Source organism: Desulfuromonas sp. DDH964, from assembly GCF_001611275.1.
Lineage (GTDB): Bacteria > Desulfobacterota > Desulfuromonadia > Desulfuromonadales > DDH964 > DDH964.
The window spans coordinates 2,666,742-2,686,254 of record NZ_CP015080.1 but is presented as its reverse complement, the minus strand read 5'-3'; the positions used below and the strand labels follow the sequence as shown (position 1 = coordinate 2,686,254).

Annotated in this window: 19 protein-coding genes; 6 read left to right on the top strand and 13 right to left on the bottom strand. The window is 64.6% G+C overall.

What is annotated here, in order from left to right:
* The first annotated feature begins 278 nt into the window (after positions 1 to 278).
* Both DBW_RS12375 and tkt read left to right on the top strand, forming a co-directional pair.
* Positions 279 to 1,259 (top strand): ROK family protein, encoded by a 981-nt coding sequence (locus DBW_RS12375; RefSeq protein ID WP_231875333.1) that lies wholly within the window; start codon positions 279 to 281, stop codon positions 1,257 to 1,259.
* Positions 1,256 to 3,328: a transketolase gene (gene tkt, locus DBW_RS12370; protein WP_066727814.1), complete on the top strand. Its 2,073-nt coding sequence runs from the start codon at positions 1,256 to 1,258 to the stop codon at positions 3,326 to 3,328. The genes DBW_RS12375 and tkt overlap by 4 nt, the downstream gene beginning before the upstream one ends.
* 139 nt (positions 3,329 to 3,467) lie before the next feature.
* Here the strand turns inward: tkt and DBW_RS12365 are convergent, their stop codons facing one another.
* From DBW_RS12365 to DBW_RS12340, 6 genes are all read right to left on the bottom strand, one after another.
* The gene (locus tag DBW_RS12365; protein WP_066727813.1) at positions 3,468 to 4,130 is read right to left on the bottom strand and encodes a hypothetical protein; all 663 of its coding nucleotides are present in this window, start codon (positions 4,128 to 4,130) and stop codon (positions 3,468 to 3,470) included.
* A 27-nt stretch (positions 4,131 to 4,157) separates the two neighbouring features.
* Positions 4,158 to 5,417 (bottom strand): HD-GYP domain-containing protein, encoded by a 1,260-nt coding sequence (locus tag DBW_RS12360; RefSeq protein WP_066727812.1) that lies wholly within the window; start codon positions 5,415 to 5,417, stop codon positions 4,158 to 4,160.
* 361 nt (positions 5,418 to 5,778) lie between these two features.
* The gene (locus DBW_RS12355; protein ID WP_066727811.1) at positions 5,779 to 6,126 is read right to left on the bottom strand and encodes a type II toxin-antitoxin system HicB family antitoxin; all 348 of its coding nucleotides are present in this window, start codon (positions 6,124 to 6,126) and stop codon (positions 5,779 to 5,781) included.
* Positions 6,123 to 6,377 carry a type II toxin-antitoxin system HicA family toxin gene (locus DBW_RS12350; RefSeq protein WP_066727810.1) on the bottom strand — a complete coding sequence of 85 codons (255 nt, stop codon included), beginning with the start codon at positions 6,375 to 6,377 and terminating at the stop codon, positions 6,123 to 6,125. Before DBW_RS12350 ends, DBW_RS12355 begins: the two co-directional genes overlap by 4 nt.
* A gap of 159 nt (positions 6,378 to 6,536) precedes the next feature.
* The gene (locus DBW_RS12345) at positions 6,537 to 8,540 is read right to left on the bottom strand and encodes a TonB-dependent receptor (RefSeq protein WP_066727809.1); all 2,004 of its coding nucleotides are present in this window, start codon (positions 8,538 to 8,540) and stop codon (positions 6,537 to 6,539) included.
* 77 nt (positions 8,541 to 8,617) lie between these two features.
* On the bottom strand, positions 8,618 to 9,325 hold the full coding sequence (locus tag DBW_RS12340) for an energy transducer TonB (RefSeq protein ID WP_066727808.1): 708 nt from the start codon (positions 9,323 to 9,325) through the stop codon (positions 8,618 to 8,620).
* A 248-nt stretch (positions 9,326 to 9,573) separates the two neighbouring features.
* Between DBW_RS12340 and DBW_RS12335 the strand changes: the two genes are divergently transcribed.
* Positions 9,574 to 10,191 carry a DeoR family transcriptional regulator gene (locus DBW_RS12335; protein ID WP_066727807.1) on the top strand — a complete coding sequence of 206 codons (618 nt, stop codon included), beginning with the start codon at positions 9,574 to 9,576 and terminating at the stop codon, positions 10,189 to 10,191.
* Between the two features lie 126 nt (positions 10,192 to 10,317).
* On the top strand, positions 10,318 to 11,058 hold the full coding sequence (locus tag DBW_RS12330; protein ID WP_066727806.1) for a methylenetetrahydrofolate reductase: 741 nt from the start codon (positions 10,318 to 10,320) through the stop codon (positions 11,056 to 11,058).
* A gap of 33 nt (positions 11,059 to 11,091) precedes the next feature.
* On the opposite strand, the gene DBW_RS12325 is transcribed toward DBW_RS12330, so the two are convergent.
* From DBW_RS12325 to DBW_RS12295, 7 genes are all read right to left on the bottom strand, one after another.
* Positions 11,092 to 11,250: a rubredoxin gene (locus DBW_RS12325; RefSeq protein ID WP_066727805.1), complete on the bottom strand. Its 159-nt coding sequence runs from the start codon at positions 11,248 to 11,250 to the stop codon at positions 11,092 to 11,094.
* A gap of 22 nt (positions 11,251 to 11,272) precedes the next feature.
* Positions 11,273 to 13,696 (bottom strand): dihydropteroate synthase, encoded by a 2,424-nt coding sequence (locus tag DBW_RS12320; RefSeq protein ID WP_066727804.1) that lies wholly within the window; start codon positions 13,694 to 13,696, stop codon positions 11,273 to 11,275.
* The gene (locus DBW_RS12315) at positions 13,693 to 14,616 is read right to left on the bottom strand and encodes a homocysteine S-methyltransferase family protein (protein WP_066727803.1); all 924 of its coding nucleotides are present in this window, start codon (positions 14,614 to 14,616) and stop codon (positions 13,693 to 13,695) included. Before DBW_RS12315 ends, DBW_RS12320 begins: the two co-directional genes overlap by 4 nt.
* A 214-nt stretch (positions 14,617 to 14,830) precedes the next feature.
* Positions 14,831 to 15,127, bottom strand: coding sequence for an ArsC family (seleno)protein (locus tag DBW_RS12310; RefSeq protein WP_258577557.1), 297 nt, complete (start codon positions 15,125 to 15,127; stop codon positions 14,831 to 14,833).
* 234 nt (positions 15,128 to 15,361) lie between these two features.
* Entirely contained in the window at positions 15,362 to 16,504 is a 1,143-nt protein-coding gene (locus tag DBW_RS12305) for a DUF362 domain-containing protein (RefSeq protein ID WP_066727802.1), read from the bottom strand.
* Complete coding sequence (locus DBW_RS12300) at positions 16,501 to 16,896, bottom strand: secondary thiamine-phosphate synthase enzyme YjbQ (protein WP_066727801.1); 396 nt, start codon at positions 16,894 to 16,896, stop codon at positions 16,501 to 16,503. The genes DBW_RS12305 and DBW_RS12300 overlap by 4 nt, the downstream gene beginning before the upstream one ends.
* The gene (locus tag DBW_RS12295; protein ID WP_082820337.1) at positions 16,883 to 17,782 is read right to left on the bottom strand and encodes an esterase/lipase family protein; all 900 of its coding nucleotides are present in this window, start codon (positions 17,780 to 17,782) and stop codon (positions 16,883 to 16,885) included. Before DBW_RS12295 ends, DBW_RS12300 begins: the two co-directional genes overlap by 14 nt.
* A gap of 100 nt (positions 17,783 to 17,882) precedes the next feature.
* Between DBW_RS12295 and xerC the strand changes: the two genes are divergently transcribed.
* Together xerC and DBW_RS12285 are read left to right on the top strand one after the other, a co-directional pair.
* Positions 17,883 to 18,800 (top strand): tyrosine recombinase XerC, encoded by a 918-nt coding sequence (xerC, locus tag DBW_RS12290; RefSeq protein WP_066727799.1) that lies wholly within the window; start codon positions 17,883 to 17,885, stop codon positions 18,798 to 18,800.
* 85 nt (positions 18,801 to 18,885) lie between these two features.
* The gene (locus DBW_RS12285) at positions 18,886 to 19,488 is read left to right on the top strand and encodes a peroxiredoxin (protein WP_066727798.1); all 603 of its coding nucleotides are present in this window, start codon (positions 18,886 to 18,888) and stop codon (positions 19,486 to 19,488) included.
* The last annotated feature ends 25 nt before the right edge of the window (positions 19,489 to 19,513 follow it).

Genomic DNA, 19,513 nt, shown 5'->3' with positions numbered 1-19,513 from the left:
GACTGCCATGGGGCACACAGGTGATGGATAAGCGGGAAGAATGGGGCGGTCCGGCTTGCGGGAGCGGCGAGTTGCACTACAATTGATGGCGGGTAATGGAACGAAAGGTTTGAACGTGCATTCCCGTTGCCACCCAAGCTGCCGGACGACGAACCCGCCACAACACCAATCGACCGGACTGCCGAAGGATGAATCCTCTCGCGGGTCCGGTTTCAACTTTTTCCGGCAGCGGAACGTCGGCAGCGGCGACCGCCGGCAGCAACCATGAGGAGCTTATGATGGCTGAACCGTGCACCCTCGGGGTCGACCTGGGGGGAACCAAGATCAAGCTGGCGTTGGTCGCCGGCGATGGCCGCATCCTGGCGGACCGACGCCTGTCGACCGATGCTGATGGCGGACCCGGGCGGGTCCGGGACCAGATTGTCGAGGCGTGCCGGGACCTGCAGGAAGCGGCGCCTACAACGCCGGCCGGCCTCGGCGTCGGGGTTGCCGGGCAGGTCCGCGCCGCCGACGGCGTGGTTCGCTTTGCCCCCAACCTCGGCTGGCACGATGTGCCGCTGCAGGCCGAGTTGCAAAGGGAGCTCCAGCTGCCGGTGGTGCTGGTCAACGACGTGCGGGCCGCCACCTGGGCGGAATGGCGGTTCGGCGCCGGCCAGGGCTGTGCCGACCTGGTTTGCCTCTTCGTCGGGACCGGCATCGGCGGTGGCATCGTCAGCGACGGCCGGATCCTGGCCGGGAGCAGCAACAGTGCCGGGGAGATCGGGCACATGACCGTCGATCTCCATGGTCCTCCCTGCCATTGTGATAACCGCGGCTGCTTCGAGGCCCTGGCCGGTGGCTGGGCCATCGCCCGGCGCGCCCGGGAGGCGGTTCTCGCCGATCCCGGCGCCGGCGCCGTTTTGCGCCAGCTCGCCGCGGATCAGGGGGAAGAGTTGAGCGCGGCGATCGTCGCGGCCGGCCTGCGCGCCGGCGACCCGCTGGCCCGCAGGATTGTCGATGAAGTCACCTTGGCGCTGATCGCCGGTTGTGTCGGTCTGGTCAACGCCTTCAATCCCCGGCGTCTGATTCTCGGCGGGGGGGTGATTGATGGCCTGCCCGAACTGGTCGCAAGGATCGATCAGGGGATCCGGCAACGGGCCCTGGCCGTCGCCGGAGAAGGTCTGGAGGTCGTGGCGACCGCTCTTGGCAGCGATGCCGGAGTGATCGGCGCCGCCGCCGTGGCCTTGAACCAGAGTCAGGAAAAAGGAGCAGCGGCATGACGGAACAGGCCATCGATTCCCGCAACGATCTCGATACCCTCTGTATCAACACCCTTCGCATGCTCGCCGTCGACATGGTCGAAAAGGCCGATTCGGGGCATCCCGGCCTGCCCATGGGCGCGGCCGCCATCGCCTATACCCTGTGGACCCGGCACCTGCGCTGCAACCCGCAAAACCCCGCCTGGCCCGACCGCGACCGCTTCGTCCTCAGCGCCGGCCACGGCAGCGCCCTCCTCTACGCCCTGCTGCACCTCGCCGGCTACGATCTGCCCCTGGAGCAGATCAAGCACTTCCGGCAATGGGGAAGCCGCGCTCCGGGGCATCCCGAGCGGGGCGAAACCCCCGGTGTCGAGGTCACCACCGGCCCCCTCGGCCAGGGGGTCGCCAACGCCGTTGGCCTGGCCATGGCCGAGGCCTGGCTCGCCGCCCGCTTCAACAGGGACGGTCTGCCCCTGGTCAATCATTTTACCTACGGGCTGTGCAGTGACGGTGACCTGATGGAGGGGGTCGCCGCCGAGGCCGTTTCACTGGCCGGGCATCTGGGTCTCGGCAAGTTGATCCTCCTCTACGACGACAACCTGATTTCGCTGGCCGCGGGCACCCGCATCACCTTTACGGAGGACGTCGGGGTACGCTTCGCCGCCTGCGGCTGGCAGGTTCTCGATGTCGCCGACGGCAATGATGTCGCAGCGATCGACCAGGCCCTTGCCGCCGCCAAGGCCGAGACCTCCCGTCCGTCGCTGCTGCGGGTCCGCACCCATATCGGCTTCGGCAGTCCCCACAAACAGGACAGCTGTGAGGCCCATGGCTCCCCTCTCGGAGCGGAAGAGGTCGCGGCGACCAAGCACCACCTTGGCTGGCCGCTTAAACCGGCCTTTCACATCCCCCCCGAAGCCTTGGCCCGTTTCCGCCAGTTGGTCGACACCGGCCGGTTGCTGGAGCGCAAGTGGGACGATCTGCTCGGCGCCTATGCCCAGGCGTATCCCGCCGCAATGGCCGAGTGGCGGCGCTACCAGGCCGGCGAGCTGCCGCCGGGGTGGGACGAGGAGATCCCGGTCTTCGCGGCCGACCACAAGCCAATCGCCACCCGCTCGGCCGGCGGCGAAGTGCTCAATGCCATCGCCCGCAAGGTCGGCAACCTGATCGGCGGCTCGGCGGACCTCGACCCCTCGACCAAGACCGCCCTGAAAGGGCGGGGCAGCTTTCAGGCCCCGGGCTCCGGCGACGACAGCGTCGAAGGCTCGCCCGGCGGGGAGTGGAGCTACCGCGGCGCCAATATCGCTTTCGGCGTGCGCGAACATGCCATGGGCGGCATCCTCAACGGCATGGCGGCCCACGGCGGCATCCGCCCCTTCGGCGCCACCTTCTTCATCTTCTCCGATTACCTGCGCCCCTCCCTGCGGCTGGCGGCGCTCAGCCGCCTTCCCGTCAAGTACGTCTTCACCCACGACTCCGTTGCCCTTGGCGAGGACGGCCCGACCCATCAGCCGATCGAGCAACTGGCCAGCCTGCGGGCGATGCCGAACCTGACGGTCATCCGCCCCGCCGATGGCAACGAGGTCGCCGAGGCCTGGCGGGTGGCGATGCGCATTGACGACGGCCCGGTGGCCCTGGTCTTTTCCCGGCAGGACCTGCCGATTCTCGACCGCGGACAGGTGGCCCCGGCCAGCGGGCTGGCCCGGGGCGGCTATGTGCTGCTCGACCCGCCGGGGCCGGAGGCCGCCGATCTGATCCTGATCGCCAGCGGTTCGGAGGTGCATACCGCGCTTGCTGCCCGGGAACGGTTGACCGAGGAAGGCTGGCGGGTGCGGGTGGTGAGCCTCCCCTCCTGGGAACTCTTCGCTGCCCAGCCGCAGGACTACCGCGACCAGGTCCTGCCACCCCAGGTCAGCGCCCGGATCGCCATCGAGGCCGCGGCCAGCTTCGGCTGGGAGCGCTATGTCGGCCCCGGCGGCCAGGTGATCGGCATCGACCGTTTCGGCGCCTCGGCTCCCGGCGCGGTCAACCTGGAGAAGCTTGGTATTTCTGCCGCGGCGATCGTTGCCGCGGCTCGCAGTCTGCTGGCATGACGCTGAACTGCGTACCAAAAGGAATCGAGCTATGAACGAAACGGGAAAAGGGTAAAGTAAAGGGCAGGGTGAATCCTGCCCTCTACTCTACCCACCCGGGGGGCCGGGGGAGCGAACTTTCAGCCCTCCGGCGAAAGACTTATGGCGCGGCGTTCAACCGATGGGACTGTACCGAGAAGAGCTGGTTCAACGCGGCGAAGCTCCTTAGCGTCTCGGGGCGGTCCCCCTGCGATCTGGCCGTCTTGAAACGGATCAACTCCTCTTTGAACCCCTCGCTCAGGCTCCCGGGCACTCCCCGCTCGCGCAAAAGAACCTCAAAATGCGGATAAAACTCATCGATATCCTTGATTTCGCTGTCGATCTTGGCCCAATTCCAAATCTTCAGCGCTGCGTCCATTTCCCGGAAGTCATTCTGCAAGGCGAAGATCAGGGGGTGAACTTTGAAATCGTAGCAGGCCATCAGCGCCAGCAGGCCGTTGTAAAGATCGAGAAACCGTTGCTGGACCACCAGGCTGCTGGGTTCGCCCAGCGCACTTTCCAGGGCCATAAGCCGGTCGCGGAAGTGGGAAATGGTCGCTGCAGGAGCGGACTGCTCCAGGCTGGCGAAAAAAGCCTGCTTGCCCTGCAACTCCACCAGCCATTGGCGAACCTGGTCCCACTCCCCTTTTTCGATTCGTTCCTCGGTGTGAATGAAGTCGGTGAAAATCTGGTTCATCTCCTCCGGCGGAGCTGGTTTGGCTGCGGCTGAGAAAGGCAACAACCAGGCGGCGGCAATTAGAACGGCGAGAATGCGTGGAAACATGGGGGGCGACTCCTGGGGACTGAGTGGTTAGTGGAAATAGGTGGCGATGCAGGATTCGAGCTTGGCCTGTAGAAAGACTTCGTCGTTATTGCCGATTTCGGCATAGAGCGCGGCCGCGTGGTCGAGAAACAGCTGCGAAACCGCCGGGTCGAAATGGCTCCCCGAGGATTCATACAGGATTGCGACCGCAGTCTCGAAACTGAACGGCTCTTTGTAAGGGCGTTTGGAGGTCAGGGCGTCGAAGACGTCCGCAACCGCAAAAATCCGGGCATTGAGGGGAATCGCTGCCCCCTTCAGGGCTTGGGGATAGCCGCTGCCGTCGAATTTTTCGTGGTGGCAGCGGGTTACCTCGATGCCGTCGCGCAGCCAGTCGTAACTCCGCAGGATATCTTCGCCGTGGTCGACGTGGGATTTCATGATCTCGATCTCCGCGACGGTCAAGCGTCCCGCTTTGTGAAGGATGTTGTCGCTGATGGCGATTTTACCCAGGTCATGCAGAAAAGCGCCCTTGATCAGTCCCTGCATCGCGGCAGAGGGCAACCCCAGCAGTTCGCCGATCCGCACCGAATAGAGGGTGACCCGGTAGTTGTGAATGTTGGTATCGCTGTCCCGTTTAGCGACAGCGTTGCCCAGGACCTTTAGCAGGCCGACATTGGTCAGTGCCAGCTGTTGGGAATAATCGATCAGCTTGCGGTTGAGACGCAGGATCAGGGGATAGAGGACCAGGCTGGTGGTGAAGATCACCAGCACGACCAGGAGCAAGGACCAGAAGATTTGTTGCTTGCTCCGCGCCACCATCTCTGCCGGGGCCCGGTAGATTCCTTCCAGATAGCCGATCCGGCGACCGTCCTTGCGGTGGATGGGGACAAAGACCCGCAGGTAGGTCTCCGGACCGAGCGTCATTTTTTCGCACAAGGTCCCCTCCCGACCGGCAAAACCTGTCCCGTGCTTGGGGAGTTGTTCCTCGATCGCCTGGGCCGAGGGTTTGATCGCTTCGGTAATCTTTCTCGCATCGCTGTCGTAAAACTCGACCACGATCAGGTTGTCCTGTTCGATGGATGTCCGAATTTTGCGATCGAGGAGGGTCAGGGCTTCGGGAGAGGGGGCTTCCAGATAGGTGGCGACCGCCAGCGCGTAGTTGTCGGTTTCCGACCGGGCCTGGCTGACGACATGGTTGTCCAACTGGACGTTGCCGAGGTAGCGCACCAGCCCGCCGATGACCAGCGAGAGGAGAAGCCAGACCAGGAACAGTTTGAGCAGCAGCCACTTGTGGGGTTGATGAAGCATGGTCGGCCCGCCCCCCGCGGCCGTTCCGGCTGCAGGAAAAGAGGATGAAGGAGGTTGTCTTTGGCCGGGCCATAGTTGCCATTTTCTTCCTCTCTTTTCAAGGAAATTCTGTCCGACCTGTGGCAACGGGGTGGCAGGGGGAGCAGGGGGAAGTAGAAGGCGGCGATGACCCTCGGCGAGGCGGCGCTGATCGCCTCCTTGCCGAGGGGCTTTTTCCCCAGGGCGACGCTGCTCGCCAGGGCGAGGGCGCAGAAGAGGGTGAGGGGGAACCAGAGCACCGGCGGGCCTCTACGGGGAGGGGAGGGTATATCCGGTCAAGGTGGAGCAGGGGACTGACGGCCATCCCGCCAGCAGAGGTATTCTACACTGCCAGATCTTTTCCCGCCTCCCGTTCCAACACCTCGACGATGAACTTGTTCAAGGTCATTCCCCGCTGGCTCGCGGCGATGGCGACGCGCTGGTGCAGGGCAGCGCCGACGCGGACGTTGAAGGAGCCCTTGAACGGTTTTTCCGGGACGTGGCCTGCCGCCTGGCAGGTTTCCAGATAGTCGTCGACCGCTTCCTCGAAGGAACGGCGCAGGGAGGTGACGTCGGTTCCTTCGTAACTCACCAGGGCGCGGATAAACTCCACGCGGCCGAAGAAGACGCGATCCTCGTCGCTGTAATGGACGGAACCGAAATAGTCCCGGTAACGCATCATGTCTTTCATAGTAAACCCTCTTGGGCGAGTGTTTCCTTGATCTGTTCCACTTGATAGTGCTTCAAGACCGGGGTCGGATGGGGTTTATGCAGGATGATGGGGGCTCGCGTATCGTGCAGGAACCTGACCCGCGAACCTCCGGTCTTGCCGGCAACTGCCGGATGGTAGCCGAATCCAGCCAGCAGGGTTGCCAATTCCTGCCAGGTGAAATCCTTCGGTCGGTTGCAGAAGCGCTGCAACAGCTTGTCGCGTCTGGTCATTTTCCCCCCTCCACTGCAGAAACTCTAGCAGATATTTTTTAAAAAGTGCAACTGGAAATAGTTGCTTGTTGCGCTGTGCCTGTTTGCCCGGCCCAGCAACAAAAAGGGCCGGCCCCTTAGCAGGAGCCGGCTCTTCTTATCGCAACCTTGAACTTCTCTTCAGTAGTTCCAGTTGAGCGTCACATAGAGGTTGCGTCCCGGCTCGGGCACCTTGCTGCCGAGGGCGAAGGGGTCGCGCTGGTAGGAGAGGTGGGTTGTGTATTGGCGGTCGAAGAAGTTGTTGATGCCGGCGTAGAGCGACCACTGGCCGAGGGTGGCGCCGGTTTTGAGGTCGGTGGTGGCCCAGGCCGGGGTCTCTTCTTCGAGCAGGGCCGGGTCGACGCGGTCCTGGCGGGCGGCGAGGTTTTCCGCCGCCTCGACGAACCAGGTGCCGTTGTCGTAGCGCAGGGCGAGCAGCCCTTTGCGCGGCGGCATCTCGGAGAGGGGCTCGTTGCTGTCGCGATTGTCGCCCCAGCTGCAGGAATAGGCGGCGCGCAGGAAGAGGTCGGCGGGGAGGGCGACCTGGCCGCTCAGCTCGCTGCCGTAGATGGTGGCGTCGACGTTCTCGTACCCCTTGGTGGTGGGGCTCAGCTGGGTGAAGTTGATGTAGTTGGTGAGACGGCTGTAGAAGAGCGAGGCGCTGGCGAACCAGCGGCCGGTGGCGTATTTGACGCCGAGATCAAGCTGGTGGTTGACGGTCGGGTCGAGGTCGGGGTCGCCGCTCCAGGTCGGGCTGCCGGGGAGGTGGATGTAGAGCTCCTCGGGGTCGGGGGTGCGCACGCCCCTGGCGATGCCGACGAAGATTTCGAGGGGGTCGCTCGGTTTCCACTGCAGCTGCAGGTTGCCGCCGAGGGCGGAGAAATCACGGTCGTCGCCGCGGCTGCTGGTCAACACATTGGCGGTCCCGGCCTTGACCGAGGCGACGTCGCCCCGCAGGCCGCTTTTCAGGGTGAGATTCGAGGCGAGGGGCCAGTCGTAGCCGGCGTAGAGGCCGAGATTGATGATATCGACGTCGGGGATCATATTGACCGGGGTGTAGGGGGTCGCCATGGTGTACATGGCGCGCTCGTTGACCGCGTCCCAGTTGCGGCGGTAGAGGTCGATGCCGGTCTTGACCATGCCGGGGCCGGCGGCAATCTTGGCGCCGAGGCTGGCACCGGCGGTCTCGGTTTTGGCGTCGGTCTGCATCATGTAGTACTTCGGCTTGGTGAGGGAGCTGGTGCGCAGCCGGTCGTCCATGATGTGGTTGACCTTGTCCCAGTAGGTTTTGAATTCGACCTCCTTCACCCGTCCCGAGAGGTCATGCCCCTTGAGATTCCAGTTGAGGCGGTGGGTCCGGTCATAGTCGGCATCCATCTTCAGGTAGGGATAGAGCACATGGTCGGCGTCCTGGTAGGTGTAGCCGAGTTCGCTGCGCAGGTGCGCGCCGCTGTTGACGCCGAGCTTGAGCCAGCCGGTGTTCATCTCGTAGGCGCGCGAATCGATCGCCTCGGGGCGGTAGTTGGCGACCTCGGTCTGGCGCTTGCCGTCGCCGGAACGGGGGGAGAGGGAATATTTGTAGGCGTAGCCGGCCAGCACGTCGTAGTCGTCGCTGCCGTAGGCGGCGGTGGCCGCGAGGTTGGTCATGTCGAAGGAGCCGTAGGTCAGGTTGAGGTCGCTGCCGAACCCGGGGCCGGGGCGCTTGGAGATCGCCTTGACGCTGCCGCCGATGCCGCCGGGGCTGGTGATGTCGTAGGGTCCCTTGATCACCTCGACGCTCTCGACCTCGGCGAAGTCGAAGTGGAAGGCGGGCGGGTCCATGCGCGCCGGGCAGGCGCCGTGGATGCGCACGTCGTCGATGGTGACGTTGATGTTGTCACGCTGGAAACCGCGCAGCACGATGTCGTTGGCGATCGCCCCCTTGCGCACGGTGTTGATGCCGCCGAGCTGCTGCAGCGCCTCGCCGATGTCGCGGGCCGGGCTCTCGCGCACCTCGCGCATGGTCAGGCTCTCTTCGATCGACGACTGCTGGTCGCCGCGAATATTGATCTCTTCGAGGAGCAGCGGTTCGGCGGCCGGGGCGAGCCGGGGGGCCAGGAGCAGGGCGCTCACCGCCAGGGTGAGCAGGATGCGATGAGATGACATGAACAGGACCCTCTTCTGCCTCGGGGCTCGGCCGGCTTGCTGCAGTGAGGCTGGCTGCAACGCGGCAACAGGGTGAATCAGCGCAACTGGAAAGCGACCGGCAGAATCAACTCTGCGGCGACTGGCGGTGGTGGAAAGGGGGCGGCCCGGTCGACCGCGGCCAGGGCCTGGCGGTCAAGCAGAGGCCGGCCCGAACTCTGTTCAATGCGCAAATGCTCGATCTGGCCGTCGGCGCGGATCAGGAAGGCGACGCGGGTCTCGCCCTCCCAGCCGTTGCGCCTGGCGACGGCCGGGTAGTTGAGCCGCTGCAGCACCCGGTCGCGGATATAGGCGAAGTTGGCCGCAAGGTAGTGCGCCTGGGCCGCGGCCGGGGAGGTCGATCCTTGAGTCAGGGGTGTGGCCGGTTCTTCGGCCACCCGGTCCGCCGTCTCTGCATTCTGACCGGGAAGGGAAGACTCGGCCACGGTCGGGACCGGAACGGGGAGAGCGGGAGGATGTGGCGCCAGGACCGGGCGCGGCAGTGCTGCCGGGGCGACCGGCGCTTTTCGTGCCGGAGCCTGGGGTGGCCGGGGCGCCGGGCGGGGCGCTCGCGGCGCTGGGGGCGGTTCGATGCGGTTGGTGGTCGGCGCCGCGCTGCTGAGATTGAACTCGATCAGCACCACTGGAGGCTTGCGCTGCCACTCGCCGGCGACGAAGGCGAGGATCAGAATCGCCAGGCCGTGAAAGAGCAGCGATGCCAGCAGGGAGAGGGAAAGGGGAGCGCCCCCCCGCATCATCCGGTCCATGGCGACTCCTTCCGGGAGCGCTTGCGCTGGCGCGTCTGGGCGAAGACGAGCAGGCCGGACAATAACGCAGGGGACATGGGATTCCCTCCCGGGACGAAATAAATAAAGGCAGGTTTTGCAGTGACTGAATTGTGATAACGGTCTAAATCTATATCGGAAAAAGTTTGACTAACAACAGAAAGTTTTTGAAAATAACAAAAATACTGTTATATTAATCACAATTTTGGTGGGGGAGGAGGAGCGAGGGAATGCGAAGCACGCAGCGCAGGAAAGAGATCCTGGCCCTGCTCAAGGCCAGGGGGGGGATTTCGGTGGGGGAGATCGCCGAACGTTTCGGCGTTTCGAAGATGACTGGTCACCGCGACCTCGAGCAGCTTGAGCAGCGCGGCGCTATCAGACGCATTTTCGGCGGCGCTGTGCCGGTGGCCGAACATAGTCCCCTCGGCGGCTCCATGGCCGGGGAACTGGCCGCAGCGCGGGTCTGCACCGTCTGCCGGCGACCGCCGCCGGCCAACCTGGTTTACACTATCACCCTGACCAGCGGCGAGCAGCGTTTCGCCTGCTGTCCCCACTGCGGCATCTCCGCCCAACTGGTACTCCGGGACCAGGTGTCGCTGGCGATGTGCGTCGATTACTTAAGCGGGCACCCGAACCCGGCCCTGGATTCCTACTTTCTGCTCGGGAGTTCGGCCGCCCCCTGCTGTCACCCCTCCCTGTTGACGTTCAGCGACCTCGAGGTGGCGCGGCGTTTTCAGACCGGTTTCGGCGGCAGCCTGGGGCGGATGGACGATGCGATGGAGTTCCTGCAGAGGGCGATGGGCGCCGGCAGCGGCTGCCCCAACTGCGGACCGGGGCGGAGCTCGTGAGGCGCGCCGTTACCGGTCCGGCAAGTTAACCGTTGCAATTTCCTGCCGTTTTCTGCACCATCAGGCTTCCCCGTAGGCCCTTAACGGCAACTGGCCCGCTCCCCGTCGCCCGTACAGGAACCGCCCATGACCGAGATCTCCATCGAACTGGTGCCGCGCAATGAAACCTCGCTGCGCCGTGAACTGGACGAGGTCCGGCGCCACTTTCCCGCCGTCACCCGGATCAACATCCCCGATATCCTGCGCTTCGACCTGCGCAGCTGGCAGGGGTGTCGCATTGCCGGCGAATATTTCCCCAGGACCATTCCCCACCTGCGCGCCATCGACTTTGATCCCAACAGCCCGCTGCCGATCTGCGAGAATCTGAGTTGCCGGGAGATCGAGGCGGTGCTGGTATTGACCGGCGACCTCCCCCAGGATATGGGACATAAATGCTACCGCACCAGCTGCCTGGAGATGATCCGCCGTCTCAAACGCGAGCTTCCCGCCCTCACCATCTATGCCGGCATGGATCCCTACCGCAGCGGCATCAAGGAAGAGATCGACTACCTGCGCGCCAAGCAGGATGCCGGTGCCGAAGGGTTCTTCACCCAGCCCTTCTTTGACCTGCGTCTGATGGAGATCTACCAGGGGTTGCTGCCGGACTGCCAGATATATTGGGGGGTCTCGCCGGTTCTTACCGAGAACAGCCAGAATTACTGGGAGAACAAGAATAACGCTGTCTTTCCGCCCGATTTTCGCCCGACCCTGGAGTGGAACCGGGGCTTTGCCCGCCAGGCACTGCAATTCGCCCGCGACCACGACAGCAACCTTTACTTCATGCCGATTCGCACCGATATTGCAGCTTACCTGGACGGAATTCTCTAGGGGCCTTTCCGCTGCCCCCAGAATTGTCCTACCTCAATCCAGAGGATCGAACTGGTCGCGGCTGGCGTAGCACATCGGGCAGACCCACCCTTCCGGCAATTCCTCGAAGGGGACCCCCGGCGCCACCTGGTTCATCGGATCGCCCTGCTCCGGGTCGTAGATGTAGCCGCAACAGCTGCAGATATACCGCATCTTTCCCTCCCTGAATCAATTACTAGACGGCAAAATATTTCGCCTGCGGGTGGTGGACGACAATGGCCGAGGTCGTCATCTCCGGTACCATCTCGCACGACTCGGTGAGGGTGACGCCGATCTCTTCCGGGCGCAGCAGCGCGAAGAGGGGCCGGTGCGCCTCGAGGTCGGGGCAGGAGGGGTAGCCGAAGCCGTAGCGGGAGCCGCGATAGCCCTGGGCCACGTAGGCGGCCGGGTCGCCGGCACTCTGTTGCAGGCCGAGTTCAATGCGCATCTGCTCATGCCAGTATTCGGCGAGGGCGTCGGTCAGCTCGACCCCGAGCCCATGCAGCATCAGGTAGTCGTGATAGCTGTCGGCCTCGTAGAGGGCCCGCGTCCGTTCGGCGAGGGCGGCGCCGATGGTGACGACGAAGAAACCGACCTTGTCCCCCCCTTCCGCGGCGCTGCGGAAGTAATCGGCGATGCACAAGCCCGGCGCCGCGGCCTGGCGCGGGAAGTCGAAGCGGTAGCCCGCACCGTGGTCGACCAGCAGACTGTCGCCGTCCCGGTGACAGTCGAAGTAACCGTAGGCGACCTGCGGCTGCAGCAGGCCCTGGTCGAGCAGTTCCCGTTTCAGTCGCTCATAGAGGGGGAGAACGGTCTCGTTGGTGAGGGTCTCGTATTCTTCCTTGCTGAGCTTGCCGCGCCGATAGCCCCAGCGCCCGCGAAAGAGCGCGGCAAGGTTGAGGTAGTCGAAGAGCAGTCCCGGGTCGATGTCCGTGACCAGCCGGCGGCCGGCAAAGGGGACGGTTGGCGGTTCGACCGTACGGTCGAGGGTTTCGATTTGCGGCCCCGGGCGGTTGGCGGGGGTCGCCGCCGCCTGCCAGGTGGTCGACTGCAGCGTGCCGGCCTCGAACTCGCGCAGCGCCTTGAGCCCGGCAAAGGCGTCGGCGCAGTAGACCACCGGCTCGGCATAGTTGGGAACGCAATCCTCGGCGACATACTTGCCGGTCAGTGCCGCGCCGCCGAGCAGGACCGGCTGGGTCAGGCCGGCGGCCTGGAACTGGGCGAGGTTCTCCTTCATCAGCAGCGCCGATTTGACCAGCAGCCCGGAGAGGCCGATGATGTCGACCCGGAACTCGCGGGCCTTGGCGATGATCTCTTCGGCCGGCACCTTGATGCCGATGTTGTGCACCAGGTAGCCGTTGTTGGAGAGGATGATGTCGACCAGGTTCTTGCCGATGTCGTGGACATCGCCGGCCACCGTCGCCAGCAGCACCCGGGTACGCCCCTCGGCAGCGAGTTTCTCCATGTGGGGTTCAAGCAGGCCAACGCTCTGTTTCATCACCTCCGCCGATTGCAGCACAAAGGGGAGGAGGAGGTCGCCGCGGCCGAAGAGTTCGCCGACCTCGCGCATCGCCGGCACCAGCAGGGTGTTGATGATATCGAGCGGCCGCCAGCGGCCCCGCAGTTCACTGAGCAGGTCCTCGAGCCCCTCCTTCTCCCCTTTCAGCACCTTCTGCCGCAGCAGTTCCTCGGGCCGCAGCACCTCTCCGCTCTCTTCGTTCTCCTCCACCGCCTGCTCGAAGTGATCGATGAAGTCCATCAGCGCCGACTCCCTGCGGTTGTAGAGGAGGTCGAGGCAGAGGGTGCGATCGGCTTCGCTGATCGCCGCGTAGGGGAGGACCTTGGCGGCGTCGACGATGGCGGTATTGAGCCCGGCGGCGACCGCTTCGTGGAGGAAGACCGAGTTAAGGACCTTGCGCGCCACCGGCCGCAGGCCGAAGCTGATATTGCTGACCCCGAGGGTGAAGCCGACGCCCGGCAGCTCACGCTTCACCTGTTTGATCGCCGCCAGGGTTTCGATGGCGGCGTTGCGCATCTTTTCATCGCCGGAGCCGACGGTGAAGGTGAGAAGATCGAAGAGGAGATCCTGCGGCCGCAGCCCGAAGCGGTGAACCGCCAGGTCGTAGATCTCCCGGGCGACGGCGACCTTTTTGGCACAGGTCAGGGCCATCCCCTCGACGCTGATGGTCAGGGCGACCACTGCCGCACCGTACTTTTTCGCCAGGGTGCAGATCCGTTCGAGGTTGGCGCCGCCATCTTCGAGGTTGATCGAATTGATGATCGCCCGCCCGGGATAGCGGGGGAGGATCGCCGCCAGCGTCTCCGGGCTGGTCGAGTCGAGCATCAACGGCGCCTTGCAGGAGCCGGCAAAGAGTCTGGTCAGATGGATCATGTCGGCGAGTTCGTCGCGACCGGCGTAGGCGACGCAGAGGTCGATGACCTGGGCGCCGCGCGCCTCCTGGTCGAGGGCGATTTTCAGGCAGCCGTCCCAGTCTTCGGCGAGGAGCGCCTCGCGGAAGGCCTTGGAGCCGTTGGGGTTGCAGCGTTCGCCGATGAGCAGCGGCGGGATCTCCTGGTGCAGCTCGACGGACTGGTAGAGGCTGGCGACGGCCGGTTTCATGCGCTCACCTCCCGGATTTTCGGTGTCACCCCGGCGAGTATTTCAGCGAGGGCGCGGATGTGGGCGGGGCTGGTGCCGCAGCAGCCGCCGACCACGCTCACCCCCTGCTCGGTGACGAAGCCGTGCATCTGCGTGGCAAAATCGTCCGGAGACAAGGGGTAGACCGTCGCGCCGCCCACCACCTGCGGCAGCCCCTGGTTGGGGATACAGGAAATCCGCCCCGGCCAGTGGTGGCTGAGATAATTGATGTGCGAGGTCATGTCGCGGGGCCCGGTGGCGCAGTTGAGGCCGAGGGAGAAGAGCGGAAAGGGTTCGAGGGTGGTGACGACCGCGGCGATGTCGGTGCCGAGGAGCATCGTCCCCTGCTGTTCGATCGTCACCGAGACCAGCACCGGCAGCTCCAGGCGGGCTGACGCCAGCACCTCGAAGACGGCGACCAACGCGGTCTTGGTCTGCAGCAGGTCCTGGCAGGTCTCGACGATCAGGCAGTCGACGCCCGCTTCGAGCAGAGCTTCGACCTGCTCGCGGGTCGCCGCGGCGAGCTCGGCGACCTCGATGTGTCCCAGCGAGGGGAGCTTGGTCCCCGGGCCGATGGAGCCGGCGACATAGCGCTCCGGCCGGCCGGCGCTGGCGGCGCGGGCGTTGGCGACCGCCTGGCGATTGATCTCCTTCACCCGCTGCTGCAGGCCGTACTCGGAGAGCACCACCCGCGAAGCGCCGAAGGTGTTGGTCTCCAGGACCATCGCACCGGCATCGAGCATCTCGCTGTGGAGGCGGACGATGACCTCGGGAGCGTTGATATTGAGAATCTCGTTGCACCCTTCGCACCCCTGCCAGGCGGTGGCGGGGATCACCATCTGCTGCAGGTTGGTGCCGCAGGCGCCGTCAAAGATCAGAATCGGGTGATCAGCAAAGGTCATCTTCGGATTTTTCCTTGAATGTAGCGGGGGAGGCTGCGCTCCGCCCGGAGTGAGGAGCAATCATAACCGAAGGGGGCCGGAATGGAAAGACGCGGAAAATCCTCAAGGAATCTTTCCCGCTTCCTTGCTCCGGTGGCAGGGAAATTCCGGACCGGCAAGCTCCTGATGAAAAAGGCGGGGTACCGTTCCCGGCACCCCGCCCCCTGCTCCCGGGCTATCCTCGGGTCCACTCCTCGTAGAGTTCCGGGTTGAAGCCGATGACAAAGTCATTGCCAACCCGGTAGGTCGGGGCACGCAGGTTGCCGCTCGGTCCCATCGCCGCTTTCAGGACTTCTTCTTTCTCCCTGGCGACCTCTTCGAAGCACTGGAACTTTTTCCCCTTGGCGACGGTGACGGAATGGGCGGACTTCAAGAGGGCCCATGCCTGGTCGGCATCAAATCGCGTCAACCGGGCGTCGACGACTTCTTTCGGCTCGAGCTGCCTGTTCCCAAGAAACTCCTGGGCATTAATGCAGGACGTTCAGCCTTTTCGCAGGTAAGCCCAATCGATTTTCATGCTTTCCTCCCAGATCAATGTTTGACCAAGCATAGCATAACAGGGTGGCCGTCTGAAGGTTCCTGCTGCGAATCGGCCCTGTCCAGCTCCGTGGAGGTTATCCGTCGAGCCATTGTCCGCCGGAGGGAAGGGAACCTCCGGGAGGGATTTCCGGGGCAATTTTCTTATCGGTTCAGGCGAGCGCAATAATCAATTCCTGCCGTTAAGGTAGCGGGTCAGCCGCAGCAGCAGCCCCTGCTCGGTCAGCAGCGCTCCATGCGGGCAGAGCTCCTGGCAGCAGAAGCAACGGATGCAGCGGGCGTAGTCGATCTCCAAAGCCTCATCGGTGATCTGCATCGCCTGCGGCGGGCAGTGCTCCACGCAGAGTCCGCAACGGACGCATTTGGTATGGTCGGGTGACGGCCGGGCGGTGAGCGCGTTTTTCAGCGGCCGCCTGATGAAGGCCGGCAGGCCGAAGTTGACGTCGGTGGTCCTGGCGGGTCGGAACTGGCTGACCTGTAGCTCTTCCAGCACGGCTCCGAAAATATCGACTCCGGCCAGGTCGCTCCCTTCCCGCCCGGATTGAGAGGCGACCTTCTGCGTCCAGTTGACCTTTGGTCCGAGACCGAGCAGGGCGGCGGCGACGGTATCGACGGCCAGCGGGTTGGCGCCGGCGAGGAGGGCGCCGACCAGGACCGGGTCGCCACTGCCGGGGCCGTCCCCCTCCATGGCGACCACCGCGTCAACGATGGTCAGCGCCGGGGCGATCTGCTCGGCCAGTTCCAGCAGCATCAGCGCAAAGAAGGCCTTGTCGGTGCCGGCCTGGAGGTGGAGGCGCACCTTGCGCATGCCGACCACCGCGCCGAAGAGGTTCTTGACGCCGCAGGTCAAGCCCATCATCTGGTGGGTCTTGAGCTTCGGCAGATTGATGATCACCTCGGCGTCGAGGACGTCGCGGGCGAGCTCCAGCTCATGAAAGGTCCCCTGGCCGACGCGGACCCGCACCGACTCGCTGAAGGGGGCGAAACGTGCACCCTCCTCCTCGATCACCTGCAGCAGCCCGCAGCGCCGTGCGACCTGCTCGGGGGAACCGACGCCGGGGGAGTCGCCGACGCTGACCAGGCCGCCGGCGGCGCGCACCGCGCGAATCACGGCGCGCAGGATTTCCGGGTGGGTGGTGACCGCCTTCTCCGGCGCCTTGCCGGCGAGCATGTTCGGTTTGAGCAGCACCTTCTGGCCGGGGCGGACAAAGGTGGCGATGCCGCCGAGGGGGGCGAGGAGTTGGGCGAGGGCGGCACTAACGGCGGGCGGGCGGTAGTCGGCCAGTGCCTGGAGGCTGACGGCTGGTTTCATCCGGGCAGAATCTTCAGTTGCAGCGAGCGCCGGCGCGGGCCGTCGAACTCGCAGAAATAGAGGCCCTGCCAGGTGCCAAGGACGAGGTCGCCGCCGGCGAGGATCAGCGTCTCGCTGGCGCCGACCAGAGTCGCCTTGAGATGGGCGGCGCTATTCCCTTCGGCGTGCCGGTAGTTGTCGGCGAAGGGGACGATCTTGTTCAATTCCATCACCAGGTCGGTGACGACGTCCGGGTCGGCATTTTCATTGATGGTGATCGCGGCGGTGGTGTGGGGGACGAAGAGGCAGACGAGGCCGTCGCGCACCCCGCTGGCGCGGACGCTGGTTCGCACGGCGGCAGTGATGTCGATCAGCTCCACCTGGGCGCGGCTGACGATCTCAAGGGAGGGCATGCTCGGCTCCGGTTGGCGCTGGGGCAGAAGGCGATGCACACAGCCCTTCAATGAGGGCGTCGAGGGCGCTGGGGCAGTAAAGGATGCCGACGTGTCCCATCCCGGAAAGTTCGATGTTGCGTACTCCGCCAAGACGGGCACTCTGCCAGGGGAGGACGATGTTGTCGTGGCAGCTGCAGATGGCGGTGACCCGCTCGGGGCGCGGCAGGGGGGCCGCGTTGAGGCGGTTGAGGAAGGCGGAGCCTGGCACCAGCGCCTCGCCGAGCCGGGAGACGGCAAAGGGGGCGAGCTTGGAACCGTGGTTGGGCGCGGCGAGGAGGACGCAGCGGTCGATGCGTTCGCCGCCACCCCGGAGCTGGAGATAGTTGCGGGCGATGATGCCGCCCATGGAGTGACCGACGAGGTGGACGCGGTCGCCGGCCCCTGCCAGGCGCAGTTCGTCGATCTTCAGGGTCAGGCGTTCGGTGAGGCTTTCGATATCCTTCCAGGGGGGGAGATTGATGGTGTAGAGGTTGCGCAAGCCCTTGCGCCGCAGGCGGAACTTGACCCACAGCCAGCAGGCCCGGTTATGAAACAGCCCATGCAACAGGATGACCGGGGGACCGCCCCCGGGATCGAAGGGGGCCGGCCTGGGCGCCACCCAGCCAAAGGGATGCAGCAGAAGGGTGACGATCAGAAAAAAGGCTTCCTGCAGCAGCAGGCGGACGGCAAGCCAGAGCCGCTCCGGCGCGAAGCGGCCGGGGACCAGTTCCGGCTGGGCGCTGGCGCTCTCATACCAGGCAATGGCGTAAGAGAGTAGAACCACCAGTCCTGCCGCGCCGCCCAGGGCGCCCAAAATGACGAAAATAATCAACATGTTCCCTCCTGTCTGCGGCAAGTATGGCATGCCAGGCCGGGGTCGTCAATCGTCCCCCCGCCTCTTGTGCCGCCGGCGCGAGAATGCCATAATTCCGGCAGACCCGCCCAACCTCAACCGGGAGCTATCTGTGGACCGCCTGTTGGAACGCTTTACCCAGCACCTGAGCGTCGAACGGAACGTCTCACCCCATACCCTCGATGCCTATCGCCGCGACCTGCTCGGGTTCAATGCCTTTCTACATCACGAGCTGAAATGGGAAGAAGTGGACGCCGCGCTGTTGCGGCGCGTCGATCAGATCGTCCTGCGCCGTTACCTGGCCCTGCTGCACCGCAGTTGCAAGCGCTCGACTATCGGCCGGAAACTGGCGGCGCTGCGCACCTTCTTCCGCTACCTGGTTCGCGAAGGTCTCCTCGAGGTCAACCCCGGCGAACTGGTCGGGACGCCGAGGGCGGAGAAGTATCTGCCCAAAACCCTCTCCGTCGACGAGGCCTTCGCCCTGATGGAACGGGACGGCGGTGACCACCTCCTCGGTCTGCGCGACCGCGCGATCGTCGAGACCCTCTATTCCTGCGGCCTGCGCGTGAGCGAACTGACCGGGCTCGACATCCAGGGGCTCGATCTTGCGGCCGGCCTGGTCCGGGTCGTCGGCAAGGGGCGCAAGGAGCGGATCGTCCCGGTTGGTCGCAAGGCGCGGGAGGCGCTGCGTGACTATCTCGATGCCCGCGGCCCGGCGCCCCTCGATGCGCCCCTCTTCATCAACCACCGCGGCGGCCGGCTCACCCCCCGCAGCGTCCAGCGCAATCTCAAGGTCCGGCTGCTGCAGGCCGGCATCCTCAAGGAGGCGACCCCCCATTCCCTGCGCCACTCTTTTGCCACCCACCTGCTCGGGGGCGGCGCCGACTTGCGCGCGATCCAGGAACTGCTCGGCCACGCCTCCCTTTCCACCACCCAGAAGTACACTCAGGTCAGCATCGAGCACCTCGCCCGGGTCTACGACGACGCCCATCCGCGCAGCCGGATAAAAAAAGACAAAAACGGTCAGTAATTCCTTGACACCTCCGGAGCAATCGGTAAACTGGTGCCAATTTGAACACTGACAACCGATTCAACCCCCTGAAAGGAGTAGTACAATGAGCGTTCTGGTTGGCAAGAAAGCCCCCGAGTTCACGGCTGCAGCGGTCCTGCCCGATGGTACCATCAAGGGGGATTTCTCCCTCGCCGATTACCACGGCAAATACATCGTCCTCTTCTTCTATCCCCTTGACTTCACCTTTGTCTGCCCCACCGAGCTGATTGCTTTCAGCCGCCGGATCCAGGAATTCGAGGAACGTGGCGTGCAGGTTATCGGCTGCTCCATCGATTCCCAGTTCACCCACGTCGCCTGGCGCAATACGCCGGTCGAGGATGGCGGTATCGGCGCCGTCAAGTACCCGCTGGTCGCCGACGTCAAGCACGAGATCTGCCGCGCTTACGATGTCGAGTTCGGTGATGCCGGGGTTGCCTATCGCGGCTCCTTCCTCATCGATGAGAAGGGGATCGTTCGTCACCAGGTCGTCAACGATCTCCCCCTTGGTCGTAACGTTGACGAGATGCTGCGCATGGTCGACGCCCTGCAGTTCACCGAGAAGTACGGGGAGGTCTGCCCGGCGGGATGGAACAAGGGGGATGAGGGGATGAAGCCGAACGCCGAAGGTGTCGCCAGCTATCTGAGCAAGAAGGCCGGGAGTCTCTGAAAAAGATTTCTGCAGCCGAAAGAAC

Bases quoted from the DNA above. Each gene is read 5' to 3' on its own strand.
- DBW_RS12375 (WP_231875333.1), top strand. From the start codon at position 279: ATGGCTGAACCGTGCACCCTCGGGGTCGACCTGGGGGGAACCAAGATC.
- tkt (WP_066727814.1), top strand. From the start codon at position 1,256: ATGACGGAACAGGCCATCGATTCCCGCAACGATCTCGATACCCTCTGT.
- DBW_RS12365 (WP_066727813.1), bottom strand. From the start codon at position 4,130: ATGTTTCCACGCATTCTCGCCGTTCTAATTGCCGCCGCCTGGTTGTTG.
- DBW_RS12360 (WP_066727812.1), bottom strand. From the start codon at position 5,417: ATGCTTCATCAACCCCACAAGTGGCTGCTGCTCAAACTGTTCCTGGTC.
- DBW_RS12355 (WP_066727811.1), bottom strand. From the start codon at position 6,126: ATGAAAGACATGATGCGTTACCGGGACTATTTCGGTTCCGTCCATTAC.
- DBW_RS12350 (WP_066727810.1), bottom strand. From the start codon at position 6,377: ATGACCAGACGCGACAAGCTGTTGCAGCGCTTCTGCAACCGACCGAAG.
- DBW_RS12345 (WP_066727809.1), bottom strand. From the start codon at position 8,540: ATGTCATCTCATCGCATCCTGCTCACCCTGGCGGTGAGCGCCCTGCTC.
- DBW_RS12340 (WP_066727808.1), bottom strand. From the start codon at position 9,325: ATGGACCGGATGATGCGGGGGGGCGCTCCCCTTTCCCTCTCCCTGCTG.
- DBW_RS12335 (WP_066727807.1), top strand. From the start codon at position 9,574: ATGCGAAGCACGCAGCGCAGGAAAGAGATCCTGGCCCTGCTCAAGGCC.
- DBW_RS12330 (WP_066727806.1), top strand. From the start codon at position 10,318: ATGACCGAGATCTCCATCGAACTGGTGCCGCGCAATGAAACCTCGCTG.
- DBW_RS12325 (WP_066727805.1), bottom strand. From the start codon at position 11,250: ATGCGGTATATCTGCAGCTGTTGCGGCTACATCTACGACCCGGAGCAG.
- DBW_RS12320 (WP_066727804.1), bottom strand. From the start codon at position 13,696: ATGAAACCGGCCGTCGCCAGCCTCTACCAGTCCGTCGAGCTGCACCAG.
- DBW_RS12315 (WP_066727803.1), bottom strand. From the start codon at position 14,616: ATGACCTTTGCTGATCACCCGATTCTGATCTTTGACGGCGCCTGCGGC.
- DBW_RS12305 (WP_066727802.1), bottom strand. From the start codon at position 16,504: ATGAAACCAGCCGTCAGCCTCCAGGCACTGGCCGACTACCGCCCGCCC.
- DBW_RS12300 (WP_066727801.1), bottom strand. From the start codon at position 16,896: ATGCCCTCCCTTGAGATCGTCAGCCGCGCCCAGGTGGAGCTGATCGAC.
- DBW_RS12295 (WP_082820337.1), bottom strand. From the start codon at position 17,782: ATGCCATACTTGCCGCAGACAGGAGGGAACATGTTGATTATTTTCGTC.
- DBW_RS12285 (WP_066727798.1), top strand. From the start codon at position 18,886: ATGAGCGTTCTGGTTGGCAAGAAAGCCCCCGAGTTCACGGCTGCAGCG.